The following is a 14921-nucleotide window of genomic DNA, read 5'->3' as shown; positions in this document are numbered from 1 at the left end:
GCCCTGCCGGTTGCCGGTCGAGTAGCGAGCGCCAGCGAGCGTGTCGAGACCAGCTACGGGTCTCGACACGGCCGCGGGCGGCCTACTCGACCAGCACACCATTGCCGGTCGAGTAGCGAGCGCCAGCGAGCGTGTCGAGACCTCATCCTCAAGAGTGATCTTTGCTCACCCCGTTCCCACTAGGGTGAGGGTGAAACGGTCGGTCGAACACTGGGGTTGCTGTGGGAATTGCGCGCAAATGGGTCTTCCCGATCATTCGGATCATCATCTTCCTCGCCATCGCGGCGGCCCTCGTGAAGATGGCGTTCTTCTCCGGGGCGATCACCGCGACGGATCCCACAGTGCCGACCGCGCAGATCGAAGAGCCGATCGCCACGGTCGAGATCGGCACGATCACCAATGACGTCACCCTGCCGGCGACTGTGTCGGCGGATGCCGCAGTGCCAGTGAAGGCGACGCTGGCCGGCGAGGTGAAGAAGGTGCTCGTCGCGCCGGGTCAGGCCGTCGTCGCCGCGACCCCGTTGCTCACCATCCGCTCCGAAGTTCCGTCCGCCGACGGCACGTCAGTGGCGATCAAGACCGTGACCATCACGGCAGGGTCGGTCGGCATCCTCTCCTCGTTTCCCGTCATCGTCGGCCAGGTCGTCGCCGTCGGAGACGTGGTCGGGCAGGTGGCGCCACCTACCTTCAGCGTGAGCGGATCGCTGTCTCCCGAGCAGCAGTACCGCCTGCTCAACCGTCCGACGGAGGCCACCGTGGCGATCACGGGTGGCCCCGCCCCCTTCACCTGTACCGGTCTCACCATCACGTCAGCCCTCGCCGGAGCGTCGGCCGACTCCTCATCGACGAGCGATGCCGGATCGGGGGGATCCTCGTCGTCGGGCACGACCATCCGGTGTGCCGTACCCGCCGGAGTCACCGTCTTCAGCGGCCTCGCCGCAAAACTCACCATCTCGGGAGGGGTGGCGAAAGACGTGCTGGTGGTGCCGATCACGGCCGTCGAAGGCAGCGCCCAGACCGGCGTGGTCTACACCCAGAAAGCGGATGGCTCGACCGAGAAGCATCCGGTCACGATCGGATTGACCGACGGCACGAACGTAGAGATCACCGGCGGGCTCGCCAAGGGCGACCTCATCCTGCAGTTCGTTCCCGGTGCCACGGCGAAACCGGACTGCGCCAATCCCCGCTTCGCCGGCACGCCGGAGTGCCAGGGAGTGGGCGGGTGAGCCTCCTGCGGCTCGATGCAGTGACGCGTTCGGTGCAGCTTCCGGATGACGAGACGCTCGAGATCCTCAAGGGCGTCACTCTCGAGGTGGCGGTCGGCGATCACGTGTCGATCGTGGGGCGAAGCGGATCGGGTAAGTCGACCCTCCTCAACCTGCTCGGCCTTCTCGACACTCCGACCTCGGGCAGCATCTGGTTCGATGATCGGCTCACGAGCGAGCTGTCGGGTAATGCGCGCGACCGGGCTCGTGGGGCCGACATCGGCTTCATCTTCCAACAGTTCAACCTCCTTGGTGGCCGCACGGCACTCGAGAACGTGATGACGCCGATGCTCTACGCGAGCGGAAGGCAGTTCTGGCGCCGACGCCAGTTCGCGACCGAGATGCTCGAGAGAGTCGGCCTCGGCAGCCGTCTGAACTCGATGCCGGAGAAGCTCTCTGGCGGGGAGCAGCAGCGCGTGGCGATTGCCCGGGCGTTGATCCGGCGTCCGAGACTGATCCTCGCCGACGAACCGACCGGAGCCCTCGACATCGAGACCGGAGCGAGCATCATGGGTCTCCTGGACGAGGTCGCCGAAGTCTCCGGCGCCGCCCTGATCACCATCACCCACGACGTGAATGTCGCGGCACTCGCGCGACGGCACTATCGACTCGATCGCGGAGTGCTGTCGCCGATCGACGTGGCGAGGGTTCTCTCGCTCTCGGTGCCCGAGGTCGCACTGTGAGCGGGTCGAACCGCCAGTCGCCCTTTGCCGCGCTGGTCGGATCGTTCTCCGAGGCGTGGGCGGAGGTGCGGATCCATCGCACCCGGGTGCTCCTCAGCCTCATCGGGGTCGCGGTCGCCGTCGCCGCGATCACGTCGGTCGCCGGTCTCGGCGCCATCGTGGAACAGTCGGTGCAGGAGTCGAACGAGCGCGGTGGCGGACGCCCGGCGACGATCGGCATCTCGGCCTATTCCCAGAGCGGTGCCTCCTTCGACTCGACCACCTTCGAGACGGCACTGGACTCGGCGATCGATCGCTACAAGATCCGCTATCACACCAGCATCCTGTACGGGCAGTTGTCCGTCCAGTTCGTCGGGGGAGCAGGTATCGTCGACACGACCGCGATCGACCCCGACTACGGGGTCATGCATCGCGTGGAGGTGAGCGAGGGCAGCTGGTTCGCCGACAGCGACCTCGACCGGCTGGCTCCCGCAATAGTGGTGAACCCGGCGTTCTGGAAGCAGATGGGCTCACCCGACCTGCGCACCCATCCCACGGTGCGCATCCTCGGCTCCCACCCGATCACCGCCGTGATCATCGGTGTGCGCGCCGTGCAAGACGGTGACTCCCCGAACATGATGATGCTGACGGATGCCTTCCGCGCCGCCGCCGATCCCGCGAGCTATTCGGGACAGTCACAATTCGAGGCCTGGGTGCCGCCCTCGCTGTCGAAGAAGGTGTCCTCCCGCCTCACGGCGGAACTCTCGGCCACGGTCCCCTCCGGGGTGAGCACGCAGGTCAATCGCCAGGACTACGCCGCCTATGGCGACGATCCGCTCGCGTCGCTGCGGATCGCAGTCGGGGCAGTAGCCGGACTCGTGCTGTTCCTCGGTGCACTCGGCCTCGTGAACATCTCTCTCGTGACTGTGCGCCAGAGAATCCGCGAAATCGGCATCCGTCGAAGTTTCGGCGCGACGGCCGGGCGGGTGTTCTTCGCCGTGATGATGGAGAGCGTGGTGGCGACCGCCGCCGCAGGTGTGGTCGGCGTGGGAGTGGCTGTAGCGATCGTCGAGAACCCGTGGGTGCAGGAGAAGCTGTCACAGGGTGTCACCGACCTCCCCTCGTTCCCGGTGGAAGCCGCGCTGTTCGGTCTGGCTTCGGCCACGGTGGTCGGGGCCCTCGCCGGCCTGCTGCCCGCGATCGCGGCCGTGCGCTTCAAAGTGATCGACGCCATCCGCTACTGACCGCACGTTGGTCGAGTAGCGAGCGCCAGCGAGCGTGTCGAGACCCGGCTTTCGCGACCCCGGCCTTACCTTGGAACCATGGCTACGAGCACCAGGTCGACCCCGCGCGCGCGAACCACTCCGCGCGCGACGACTCGCCCGACGGGCAAGGGCACCACGCGCAAACTGCCGGTGATGAAGGCCGCCCCGACAGACCAGCCCGGGCTCCTCTCCTCGGCCTGGCTCGGACTCGCCCATGCGGTGGGCGGCGCCGCCCGGGTTCTCGGCCGGGAGACCCTCGCCAAGGACGAACGCCGTGACGGTGTGCCGCTTTTCGTGTTCCTGCTCGCGGTGGCCGGCGCGGTCGTCGAGTGGTTCAATCCCTCGGACCCGATCGCGATCGCCCTCGATTCCTACACCTTCGGTGGACTCTTCGGTCGGGTGGCTTTCGCGCTTCCGGTGATCATGCTCCTCTTCGCGGTCTGGCTGTTCCGGCATCCGTCGTCGGTGCACGACAACGGCCGCATCGGAATCGGTCTCGCGGTACTGCTCACCTCGATCAGCGCCCTCTGTCACATCTCGGGTGGCGCACCACAGCCCTCCGGGGGGATCGAGCCGCTTGCGCGAGCCGGCGGCGTTGTCGGGTGGGTGCTCGCCGGCCCGCTCCTCGCGGTGGGCACGGCGTGGCTCGCGGTGCCGCTGGTCTCTCTTCTCCTGCTGCTCTCGCTCTTCATCATCACCAAGACCCCGCCGAACCGCACTGGTGCGCGACTCCGGGAGCTCTACAGCTACCTGTTCGGCGCGCAGGTCGCGGAGCCCACCCCCACCAAGGTGCTCCAAAAGGGCCTCACGGCGGACACCGGGGACTTCGGATCGCTCGGCGACCTCGACCTCGACGGTGAGGACTCCGGATCCCTTCCGTGGTGGCGCCGAAACAAGAAACGAGAAGACGACCCGGCGTTCGACAGCCCGGTCGTCTCGAAGGACGGCAGCGCAAAGGACCAGGCCACCGAGGTGATCGACCGCACCCGTCGTGACGAGGAATTCGGCACAGAGCTGCTCGACGAGCTTGTCGAAGCCGAGGCCGCTGTCAAGCGGTTCACCGGCGAGGTTGCCCCGGTCACAGGCATCCGCGACGACGGTCCGCTGGTGGCTGACCTGCTTCCCGGATTCGCGGCGACGGCGTCGGCGAAGGGCGATCTCGGCGAGTTCGCGGCCCCGCGGCCCAGCGCCCCGACCGCTCCCTACCGCCTTCCCGCGGCATCCAGCCTCGTGCCCGGCACGCCGCCGAAGTCACGCTCCGAAGCGAACGACGTGATCGTGGCCTCGATCACCGAAGTGCTCAAGCAGTTCCAGGTGGATGCCCGCGTCACCGGTTTCAGCCGCGGGCCGACGGTCACCCGCTATGAGATCGAGCTCGGCCCGGGGGTCAAGGTGGAGCGGGTCACGGCCCTCACCAAGAACCTTTCCTACGCGGTCGCGAGCAATGAGGTGCGCATCCTCTCGCCGATTCCGGGCAAGAGCGCGATCGGGGTAGAGATCCCGAACGCCGACCGGGAGATCGTGTCGCTCGGCGACGTCCTGCGCTCCAAGGCGAGTACCTCGAGCGTGCATCCCATGACGATTGGGCTCGGAAAGGATGTCGAGGGCGGCTTCGTCGTCGCCAACCTCGCGAAGATGCCCCACCTGCTCGTGGCTGGCTCCACCGGTTCCGGAAAGTCGAGTTTCGTCAACTCGATGATCACCTCGCTCCTCATGCGCGCGACACCCGCCCAGGTGCGCATGGTGCTGATCGACCCAAAGCGCGTCGAGCTCGCTCCGTATGCCGGAATCCCACACCTCATCACGCCCATCATCACGAATCCCAAGAAGGCCGCGGAAGCGCTGGCCTGGGTCGTGAAGGAGATGGACATGCGCTATGACGACCTCGCCAGCTTCGGCTTCCGCCACATCGACGACTTCAACGCCGCGGTGATCGCCGACGAGATCGTGCTCCCCGCCGGCAGCGAGCGTTCCCTCAAGCCCTACCCCTACCTTCTTGTCGTCGTCGACGAGCTGGCCGACCTCATGATGGTGGCGCCGCGGGATGTCGAGGACTCGATCGTGCGCATCACCCAGCTCGCGCGGGCATCCGGAATCCATCTCGTGCTGGCCACCCAGCGACCGTCCGTCGACGTGGTCACGGGACTCATCAAGGCAAATGTGCCCTCGAGACTCGCCTTCGCCGTGTCGAGCATGACTGATTCGCGGGTGATCCTCGACCAGCCCGGCGCGGACAAGCTGATCGGCCAGGGCGACGCACTGTTCCTGCCGATGGGAGCCTCGAAGGCCATCCGGGTGCAGGGCGCATGGGTGACCGAGAGCGAGGTCAACGCCGTCGTGCAGCACGTGACCCGCCAGGCACGACCCGACTATCGCAATGACGTCGCGGTGTCGGCGGAGAAGAAGCAGATCGACGGCGACATCGGCGACGACCTCGAAGTTCTCCTCGCCGCAGCCGAACTCGTGGTGAGCACCCAGTTCGGCTCGACCTCGATGCTGCAGCGCAAACTCCGGGTCGGATTCGCGAAGGCCGGTCGGCTCATGGACCTGTTGGAATCCCGGGAGATCGTCGGGCCGTCGGAGGGATCGAAAGCCCGCGACGTGCTCGTCGCTCCTGAGCAACTGCCGGGAGTTCTCGCGAAGCTGCGCGGGGAAGACGGGCCGGCGGCCACAGCGACCGACGACCGGTACTCGGCCGATCCGGTGGGGGACTCGACCAGCGGTTACGATGAATCCCACGCGAGCGCGGACGAAGACGCCTGGAATCTGACCGGCAGGGAGTGAGAGTCATGGCATCGCCAGAACCCCTGAGTCCCGAACCTGCAGTGCCCGCCAAGCGTCCCAATCCGATGCGCGGGCGTGTGGCCCGCGCCGGAGACACCCCGGCGAGCACGGGCAATGTCGCCAACATCATCACTGTCGTGCGCATCTTCATGGCGCCGGTGTTCATCTGGCTGCTCCTCGCGGATGGCGGCGACCTCGGTTATCTCCGGTACATCGCCGCGGGCCTCTTCGTGCTCGCGATCGTCACGGACACCGTCGACGGCATCCTCGCCCGCCGCCTGAACCTGGTCACCGACTTCGGCAAGATCCTCGATCCGATCGCCGACAAGGTGCTGATCGGCGGGGCACTCGTGGCGTTGTCGATCCTCGGCGAACTGTGGTGGTGGGTCACGATAGTGATCCTGATCCGTGAGTTCGGCATCACCATCTTCCGGTTCGCGGTGATCCGCACCAGGGTGATCCCGGCGGTGGCGAGCGGCAAGCTAAAGACTGTGCTGCAGGCGGTGGGCATCTCGCTGTTGCTCTTCCCGTTCTGGACGATCGTGGGGGAGTGGGAACACTGGGTCGGCTGGGTCGTCATGGCCGTCGCCCTCGTGCTCACCGTGGTCTCCGGCGTCGACTTCGTGGTGAAGTACCGCCAGCAGAACCGTGTCGCAACAGCCTGAGGCCGCTACCTCGAACGCGGGAGCGGATGTCGCTGCCGAGGTCGTGGCGATCCTGATCGCGCGCGGGCTCACGATCGCCGTCGCCGAGTCGCTCACCGGGGGACTCCTCGTGGCCGAGCTGGTCGGAGTGCCCGGGGCATCGGCCACCGTCCTGGGGGGTGTCGTCGCCTACAACACCTCGCTCAAGCACAGTCTGCTCGGCGTCGACGCCCAGCTGCTCGCACGGCACGGACCGGTGCATCCGGAGGTGGCGCGCCAGATGGCGGACCGCGTGAGAGCGGCACTGGCGGTGGACGGTGCACCGGCCGACATCGGATTATCGACGACAGGCGTCGCCGGTCCGGGACCGCAGGACGGGCATCCGGCGGGCACCGTCTACCTCGGATTCGCGATCGGCGATGATGTGAGTTCGCTGAGACTCGAACTGGGGGGAGACCGCGGAGCTATCCGGGAGAAGACTGTCTCCGAATCACTTTCACGGTTGAGGATCGTCCTCGAATCCCGGTGAACGACCGCCGGGAATCTTTCTCGTTTCGATCTCGTTACATCACAGTGATTCACAAGCGTCATACAGATGCCGCTGGCTAGAGTTTTACATATCGGTGGTTTAGTGTTACTGATCCGCCGGGCAGGAATTACCCAGCAGTGTCCGCAGTTGTTGTTCGTGTAGTCGTTTTTTTACGACACAGTCGTATTAGAGGAGGAGGGTCCAATGGTTCTAGTCCGTCAAGAAATCGGTGACGTGCTCCGGGACTTCCGCCTGCAGAAGGGCCGTACCCTTCGACAGGTCGCGAGCAAAGCAAGTGTTGCTCTCGGCTACCTCAGCGAGGTGGAGCGTGGCCAGAAAGAGGCCAGTTCCGAGATCCTCGCTTCGGTCGCGGATGCACTGGAGACGCCGATCTCAGTGATCATGCGTGAGGTGGGCGACCGCCTCGCAGTAATCGAGGGAATCAACATCATTCCCGACACCGTCCCCGACGACCTCGTCGCGGACTTCGATGCGGGACTCGTCACGCGCTAAGACTTATCGATCCGAGGCGGTGTGCCCGGATCGCAGAGGGAATGCCCGGCTCGACAGAGCCGGGCATTCCCGTCTCTGCCCGACCCCGCTGGTCGAGTAGGTCGCTCAGCGACCGTGTCGAGACCTGCCGGGGTGACTTCTGCTGGTCGAGTAGGTCGCTCAGCGACCGTGTCGAGACCCTGCCGGGGTGACTTCTGCTGGTCGAGTAGGTCGCTCAGCGACCGTGTCGAGACCCTGCCGGGGTGACTTCTGCTGGTCGAGTAGGTCGCTCAGCGACCGTGTCGAGACCCTGCCGGGGTGGCTTCTGCTGGTCGAGTAGGTCGCTCAGCGACCGTGTCGAGACCCTGCCGGGGTGGCTTCTGCTGGTCGAGTAGGTCGCTCAGCGACCGTGTCGAGACCCTGCGCGGCGACCGTTCCTCTCGGGAGCGAGTCCCGGATACGCTTGACCGATGCGCCTCAGCCAGTTCTGGACCGCCGTCGCCGACGAGTTCGGGCCGGCACTCGGTCGCACCCTCGTGCACGACCTGGTGCTCGGCGAACTCGGCGATCTCACGGCGGAGCAGGCGTTGGCCAAAGGGTTGGACATCCGCGGCACTTGGCTGGCGCTCTGCCGCGCTACTGACGTGCCGGAGAGTCGTCGACACGGTGTCGGCCAGCGGGAACCGAAGACGAAAGGCTAGCCGCAGCGCTGCGGCATCCGGGGTCTTCGGCCCACGATCTGTCCATTCGACATCAGATTTTGACCAGGGTGGGCTTTCGACAGCAGATTTTCGGCGCTATCCGCCGACGATGAATGTCGACGCGCCCGGGTCGGTCGGTGGCAACTAGCCTCCAGATCTCAGCGCCAGTGAGCGGATGCTTCCCACCATCGCCCACACGGCGAGTCCGATGCCGATCCCGAGGGCGGTGCCGCCGAGGGTGTCGGTGAGCCAGTGCACGTTGAGGTACAGGCGGCTGTAGCCCATCGCGACCACGTAGAGCACTCCGAGAATCGTGAACCAGCGGTGCCGCACCAACAGTGCGAGCACGACGATGAGGGACGCTGCCACCGCAGAATGACCCGACGGATAGGCCGAGAGGGAGACGGCGATCTCCCGGTGCGGGGGACGCGGCCTGTCGAATACCCCTTTGAGGTATTCGACGGCCCACTGGGTCACGGGGCGGAGCGGCAGTACGGCGAGAGCCGCCCAGACACCGCGGGTGAACAACAGTGCGACTGCGGCGATCGCGGGGACGACGAAGAGGGCGATGTTTCCGCCACCGAGCTGGTTGAGCACAAGTGACGGGGTCTCGAGCCAGGGCGCGCGGAAACCGGAGATCGCCCGGTAGAGCGTTTCGTCGACGGTGGTCGGTCGACCGGAGAGCGTGGTGTTGATCGCCGCACCTCCGATCAGGCAGAGGGCGAGGGCGGCAGGGGCGACGGCGACCGCGAGACCGCGCTGCCGCCCGCCACCCCAGGCGCGCGCGATCCGGGAGCGGCGAGTCGAGTCATTGAATCGAGCGGCTTCGGGCATGGGAGCAATTCTCCCTCCCACTGCGCCGTGCGGTGCGTTCGTAGAAGTGGTTCGAATCGACGCGACACGCCGATACCCAACATTCGAACATGTCTTCGGTGTGGCGTAGTCTCCTTCACAGCGGTAGTCGCCACCGAATTACACACCGAACGCCCGTCGCAGACAGCAATGTCTGGGGCGAAGCGTACTGTCGGATTCGTTGGAAGAAGCCGCCAACACCAGCCTTGTCGCAGGCCGGAATCACCTTGCAGGATCGGTGGAACCGGCGAAACGGCAGCCTATAGGCGCACCACCTCGACGCTAGAAGGAGCACCACAATGCCATCAGTTGCAGATCGCGAAAAGTCCCTCGAGACCGCCCTCGCCCAGATCGACCGCCAGTTCGGCAAGGGCTCCGTCATGCGCCTGGGCAGCGACGAACGCGCTCCCGTCGCGGTGATCCCGACCGGATCGATCGCCCTGGATGTCGCGCTCGGTATCGGGGGGCTCCCTCGCGGCCGCATCGTGGAGATCTACGGCCCGGAGTCCTCGGGTAAGACCACCCTCACTCTTCACGCCATCGCGAACGCGCAGAAGGGTGGCGGAATCGCCGCGTTCATCGACGCCGAGCACGCCCTCGATCCTGAGTATGCCAAAGCCCTTGGCGTCGACATCGACGCGCTTCTCGTGTCCCAGCCCGACACGGGGGAGCAGGCCCTCGAGATCGCCGACATGCTGGTGCGAAGCGGGTCCATCGACCTCGTTGTGATCGACTCCGTCGCCGCCCTCGTGCCTCGCGCGGAGATCGAAGGCGAGATGGGTGACTCCCACGTCGGCCTCCAGGCCCGACTCATGTCACAGGCGCTGCGCAAGCTCACCGGCGGACTCAGCCAGACCAACACCACGATGATCTTCATCAACCAGCTACGCGAGAAGATCGGCGTATTCTTCGGCTCGCCCGAGACCACCGCAGGGGGCAAGGCGCTCAAGTTCTACGCCTCTGTGCGCCTCGACATCCGACGCATCGAGACTTTGAAGGAGGGAACGGATGCCGTCGGCAACCGCACCCGCGTCAAGGTCGTGAAGAACAAGATGGCTCCGCCCTTCAAGCAGGCGGAGTTCGACATCCTGTACGGCACCGGCATCTCCCGCGAGGGCAGCCTCATCGACTTCGGTGTCGAGCACGAGATCGTGCGCAAGTCCGGCGCCTGGTACACCTACGATGGCGACCAGCTCGGGCAGGGCAAGGAGAACTCCCGCAAGTACCTGATCGAGCACACCGCGACCGCCGACGAGATCGAGCAGAAGATCAAGGACAAGCTCGGCATCATCGCCCATGCGAAGTCCGAGGCCGCCGCTGCAACGCGAGCGCGAGCCGACGCGAACGCTGAACTTGCCTCGGCGAAGTCCGCGGGCACTCTCGGCCCAGCTCCGACCGTGACCAAGGCGTCTCGGGCCACGGCGGCCGAGGCCCGCGCGGCCGAAGCGAAGGCGGCAGCAGGATCCGGCATCGCGGCTCTCGACAGCCCGGCACTCGGCAGCCGCACCGCGATCGGAGCGTGATCCGTGGCCTCCGGTGATGGCGTGAAGCTGGCCAGAGTCTCCTACCTGCCCGGTGTCACACCCCCTCCGTCACCGGAGGCCTCTGCTGCCGCATCGACCGAGGACGTGACCGAGACGAGCCCCCTTCCCGACTTCGGCACGTTCTTTGGCGGGTCCGCCGAAGAAGCAGGGCACGATCGGTCATCCGACGATGACACCGGCACGCCCGACGGTGGCTCTTCTGCCGACGAGCGTGAGGCTCCCGCCTCCCGACGCCGAGAGGTGCGGGCCGAGAACGTCAGCCTGCACGCGCTCACGCGGCGTGGGATGTCGCGGTGGGAGTTGGAGAAGATCCTGCTGTCGCGCGAGTTGGACGAAGTTGTCGTTGAAGCCGAACTGGATCGTCTCGAAGGGGTCGGCCTACTCGATGATGCCGCCCTCGCGGAGACCTTCGTGCGCACGCAGCACGATCGCAAGGGCCTCGGGCGCGGCGCAATCACTGCGGAGCTCCGACGTCGCCACATCGACCAGGAGCACATCGATGCGGCCCTCGAGCAGGTGGACGACGATGACGAGCAGACGCGCGCGACGGAACTCGCGGTGAAACGTGCGGGGCAGCTGAGCTCCTACGATCTCGAGACGGCAAAGCGGCGACTGCACGGCTTCCTCTCCCGCAAGGGCTACTCGTCCGCGATCGTGCGTACGGCGATCGATGAGGCACTCTCGGCGCGGTCGAGCGGCGTGCGCTTCCGCTGAGCCCCCGCGCTCTTCGGCGGAGTCGACGGCGGTTAAGATTGGGGCACCATGACGCTCACCGCTTCGCCCATCGTCGGCACCCCGACGGACGCTGCTCCTCGCACCTACGAGGTGCGCACCTTCGGCTGCCAGATGAACGTGCACGACTCCGAGCGGCTGAGTGGTTCGCTCGAGGCTGCAGGCTATGTTCGCGCCGAGACCGGCACCGCGGATGTCGTGGTCATCAACACCTGCGCGGTGCGGGAGAACGCCGACAACAAGCTCTACGGCAACCTCGGCTACCTCGCCTCTGTGAAGCAGAAGCACGAGGGCATGCAGATCGCGGTCGGCGGATGCCTCGCCCAGAAGGACAAGAACGTCATCCTCGAGAAGGCACCCTGGGTGGACGTGGTCTTCGGCACTCACAACATGGGATCCCTGCCGACGCTGCTCGAGCGCGCCCGGCACAACGGTGAAGCGCAGCTCGAGATCCTCGAGTCCCTCGAGGTCTTCCCGTCGACGCTTCCGACCCGGCGAGAGTCCACCTACTCCGGCTGGGTGTCGATCTCCGTCGGATGCAACAACACCTGTACGTTCTGCATCGTGCCCGCGCTGCGGGGCAAGGAGAAGGATCGTCGCCCTGGCGACATCCTCGCCGAGATCCAGGCACTCGTCGACGACGGGGCGATCGAGGTGACCCTCCTCGGCCAGAACGTCAATTCCTACGGTGTCGAGTTCGGCGACCGACAGGCGTTCAGCAAGCTGCTGCGGGCGGCGGGCGAGATCCGCGGGCTCGAGCGCATCCGCTTCACCAGCCCGCATCCGGCCGCGTTCACCGACGACGTGATCGACGCCATGGCCGAGACGGACTCGGTCATGCCGCAGCTGCACATGCCGCTCCAGTCTGGGTCCGACCGCACTCTCAAGGCGATGCGGCGCAGCTACCGGTCGGAGAAGTTCCTCGGCATCCTCGAACGGGTTCGCGCCCGCATCCCGAATGCCGCGATCTCCACCGACATCATCGTCGGCTTCCCCGGTGAGACCGAGGAGGATTTCCAGGAGACACTGCGTGTCGTCGAGCTCGCACGGTTTGCCACGGCGTTCACCTTCCAGTATTCCGTGCGTGAGGGAACTCCGGCGGCGACGATGGAGGAGCAGGTACCGAAGGCGGTCGTCCAAGAGCGTTACGAGCGCCTCGTCGCACTGCAGGACCGCATCTCCTGGGAAGAGAACCTGAAGCTCGTCGGCACCGAGGTGCGGGTGCTGGTCGGTGCCGAAGGATCGAAGGACGCCGACACGCATCGCCTGTCCGGGCGTGCGGAAGACAGCAGGCTCGTGCACTTCGAGGTGCCGCCGCACAGTGAGTTGCCCCGGCCGGGCGACGTTGTCACGGTGCGCATCTCTGAGGCGAAGCCCTTCTACCTGCTCGCGGACTCCGCGGACGGGGCACCGCTCCGGATCCGGCGCACCACTGCCGGGGATGCCTGGGATCGTGCCGAGGCGGACTCGTGCGCCGTCCCGACTCCGGTGGGCGGCTCCGTTCCTGCCCGCGTCTCCCTCGGGCTCCCGACGCTTCGAATCGCGACGTCACCGATCTACGACCTGGACGACGGGCAGCGCTAGCGGCGATGCTCATCGTCATCGTCGGGGCCACGGGAACCGGCAAGTCCGGCCTGTCGCTAGACCTCGCCGATCTACTCCGTGCCGAGGGTCGCGCGGTGGAGATCGTGAACGCGGATGCGATGCAGCTCTATCGCGGCATGGACATCGGCACCGCCAAACTGCCGCTGGATGAACGGCGGGGCATCCCGCACCACCTCCTCGATGTGCTCGAACCGCGGGAGGAGGCGAGCGTGTCCGCCTACCAGGCCGAGGCACGGGCCGCGATCAGCGGCATCCTCGATCGCGATGCGGTGCCGATCCTTGTCGGGGGATCGGGCCTGTACGTCTCGTCGGTGGTCTATGACTTCCAGTTCCCGGGCACCGACCCGGCGATCCGTGCCCGGATCGAGCAGGAGTTGCTCGACCGCGGCCCCGGACTGTTGCATCGTGACCTGGTCGCGATTGATCCGGCTGCAGCGGCGGCGATCGGACCGCACAACGGTCGTCGGCTCGTGCGGGCCCTCGAGGTGGTCGAGCTGACCGGGGCACCGTTCGGTTCGGGCCTTCCCGCCGAATCGGACTACTGGATGCCCGCGACGACCATCGGGCTCAGCACTCCCCGGGAGCTACTGGTCGAGCGCCTCGACGCTCGGGTCGCCCGCATGTGGTCCGACGGCCTGGTGGACGAGGCTCGACGCCTGGAGGGAGCCGGTCTCGGCGTGACGGCCTCGAGGGCGATCGGTTATGCGCAGGCGATTGCGCAAGTGCACGGGGCGATCACCGAGCCGGATGCGATCGAGCAGACCCGGGTGCTCACCCGCAAATACGCCCGGCGGCAGGTCGGGTGGTTCCGGCGCTACCCGCACACGAAGTGGCTCGACTCGGACGACCCGGGCCGGGTCGCGGCCGCCCGCCGGATACTCTTGGACCATGCCTGACCTGCATTTCACCAAGGGCCACGGAACCGGCAACGATTTCGTGTTCTTCGCCGATCCCGACGGCCTCATCGTCCTCTCCGCGGCACAGATCGCGGCCATCGCCGATCGCCACTTCGGCGTGGGCGGCGATGGTGTGATCCGGGCGGTACGCTCCAAGAACCTGCCGGCGGGTGCCGCAGCCCTCGCCGAGGACGAGGCGGCGGAGTGGTTCATGGACTACCACAACGCCGACGGCTCGGTGTCGGAGATGTGCGGCAACGGCATCCGTGTGTTCGCCAGGTTCCTGGTGCAGAACGGGCTCGCGTCGCTCGGTCAGGGGGAGACCCTGCCCATCGGCACGCGCAGCGGCGTGCGGGACCTCCAGCGCAACTCCTCCGGGTTCCAGGTAGACCTCGGCCGCTGGTCGCTCGAGGGGGGTGAGCCGCTTGTTCGGGCCAAGAACCTGTCCGTGGCGCGCCCCGGCCTCGGAATCAATGTCGGCAACCCCCACGTCGTCGTCGCCCTGTCCAGCGACGAAGAGCTCGAGAGCGCCGACCTGACCTTCATCCCCGTGCTCGAACCCGAGGCGACGGATGGCGCGAACGTGGAGTTCGTCGTGCCGATGGATCCGCTGGTCAAGGACGGCGTAGGGCGCATCCGCATGCGAGTGCACGAGCGCGGCAGTGGCGAGACCCTTTCCTGCGGCACTGGCGCGGCGGCGGCTGCTCTCGCGACCCGGCACTGGGCGGGTGCCGGGGCTCCGAACCAGTGGCGCGTCGAGGTGCCGGGAGGAACCCTCGGGGTGCGGATGTGGGCCGCTGAGGACGGCGAGCACGTCTCGCTGAGCGGACCGGCCGAGCTGGTCTTCGAAGGCGATCTCACCTACTGAAATCGACCGGCCCGACGCTGGTCGAGTAGGGCGCTCCGCGCCCGACGCTGGTCGAGTAGGGCGCTCCGCGCCCTTGGCCCAC

General features: G+C 66.7%; 14 protein-coding genes. 13 read left to right on the top strand and 1 reads right to left on the bottom strand.

Annotated features, from left to right (window positions below; all coding sequences use genetic code 11):
* Window positions 1–221 precede the first annotated feature (221 nt).
* The 8 genes from ACVXZ4_RS11165 (at window position 222) to ACVXZ4_RS11130 (ending at window position 8342) form a co-directional block, all read left to right on the top strand.
* Window positions 222–1226: an efflux RND transporter periplasmic adaptor subunit gene (locus ACVXZ4_RS11165; protein WP_461794916.1), complete on the top strand. Its 1005-nt coding sequence runs from the start codon at window positions 222–224 to the stop codon at window positions 1224–1226.
* Complete coding sequence (locus ACVXZ4_RS11160) at window positions 1223–1948, top strand: ABC transporter ATP-binding protein (RefSeq protein WP_461794915.1); 726 nt, start codon at window positions 1223–1225, stop codon at window positions 1946–1948. Before ACVXZ4_RS11165 ends, ACVXZ4_RS11160 begins: the two co-directional genes overlap by 4 nt.
* Window positions 1945–3171 (top strand): ABC transporter permease, encoded by a 1227-nt coding sequence (locus tag ACVXZ4_RS11155; protein ID WP_461794914.1) that lies wholly within the window; start codon window positions 1945–1947, stop codon window positions 3169–3171. Before ACVXZ4_RS11160 ends, ACVXZ4_RS11155 begins: the two co-directional genes overlap by 4 nt.
* 78 nt (window positions 3172–3249) lie before the next feature.
* The gene (locus ACVXZ4_RS11150; RefSeq protein WP_461794913.1) at window positions 3250–5976 is read left to right on the top strand and encodes an FtsK/SpoIIIE family DNA translocase; all 2727 of its coding nucleotides are present in this window, start codon (window positions 3250–3252) and stop codon (window positions 5974–5976) included.
* A gap of 5 nt (window positions 5977–5981) precedes the next feature.
* A complete protein-coding gene (pgsA, locus tag ACVXZ4_RS11145) occupies window positions 5982–6641 on the top strand; it encodes a CDP-diacylglycerol--glycerol-3-phosphate 3-phosphatidyltransferase (RefSeq protein WP_461794912.1) in 660 nt (219 codons plus the stop codon).
* On the top strand, window positions 6625–7149 hold the full coding sequence (locus tag ACVXZ4_RS11140; protein ID WP_461794911.1) for a CinA family protein: 525 nt from the start codon (window positions 6625–6627) through the stop codon (window positions 7147–7149). Before pgsA ends, ACVXZ4_RS11140 begins: the two co-directional genes overlap by 17 nt.
* Before the next feature lie 204 nt (window positions 7150–7353).
* On the top strand, window positions 7354–7662 hold the full coding sequence (locus tag ACVXZ4_RS11135; RefSeq protein WP_185203510.1) for a helix-turn-helix domain-containing protein: 309 nt from the start codon (window positions 7354–7356) through the stop codon (window positions 7660–7662).
* Window positions 7663–8111: 449 nt separating this feature from the next.
* On the top strand, window positions 8112–8342 hold the full coding sequence (locus tag ACVXZ4_RS11130; protein ID WP_461794910.1) for a DUF3046 domain-containing protein: 231 nt from the start codon (window positions 8112–8114) through the stop codon (window positions 8340–8342).
* A gap of 144 nt (window positions 8343–8486) precedes the next feature.
* Here the strand turns inward: ACVXZ4_RS11130 and ACVXZ4_RS11125 are convergent, their stop codons facing one another.
* Window positions 8487–9176, bottom strand: a complete 690-nt coding sequence (locus ACVXZ4_RS11125) for a phosphatase PAP2 family protein (protein ID WP_461794909.1) — start codon at window positions 9174–9176, stop codon at window positions 8487–8489.
* A gap of 317 nt (window positions 9177–9493) precedes the next feature.
* Between ACVXZ4_RS11125 and recA the strand changes: the two genes are divergently transcribed.
* The 5 genes from recA to dapF are packed head-to-tail and all read left to right on the top strand — an operon-like array spanning window position 9494 to window position 14839.
* Complete coding sequence (gene recA / locus ACVXZ4_RS11120; protein WP_461794908.1) at window positions 9494–10717, top strand: recombinase RecA; 1224 nt, start codon at window positions 9494–9496, stop codon at window positions 10715–10717.
* Window positions 10718–10720: 3 nt separating this feature from the next.
* Complete coding sequence (locus ACVXZ4_RS11115) at window positions 10721–11452, top strand: regulatory protein RecX (protein ID WP_461794907.1); 732 nt, start codon at window positions 10721–10723, stop codon at window positions 11450–11452.
* 48 nt (window positions 11453–11500) lie between these two features.
* A complete protein-coding gene (miaB, locus tag ACVXZ4_RS11110; protein WP_461794906.1) occupies window positions 11501–13054 on the top strand; it encodes a tRNA (N6-isopentenyl adenosine(37)-C2)-methylthiotransferase MiaB in 1554 nt (517 codons plus the stop codon).
* Window positions 13055–13059: 5 nt separating this feature from the next.
* Window positions 13060–13971, top strand: coding sequence for a tRNA (adenosine(37)-N6)-dimethylallyltransferase MiaA (gene miaA, locus ACVXZ4_RS11105; protein ID WP_461794905.1), 912 nt, complete (start codon window positions 13060–13062; stop codon window positions 13969–13971).
* A complete protein-coding gene (gene dapF, locus ACVXZ4_RS11100) occupies window positions 13964–14839 on the top strand; it encodes a diaminopimelate epimerase (protein ID WP_461794904.1) in 876 nt (291 codons plus the stop codon). Before miaA ends, dapF begins: the two co-directional genes overlap by 8 nt.
* Window positions 14840–14921: the final 82 nt, after the last annotated feature.

This window comes from Lacisediminihabitans sp. FW035, assembly GCF_054880895.1.
The sequence above is the reverse complement of the archived record's forward strand: the minus strand, read 5'-3'. Positions and strand labels throughout refer to the sequence as shown.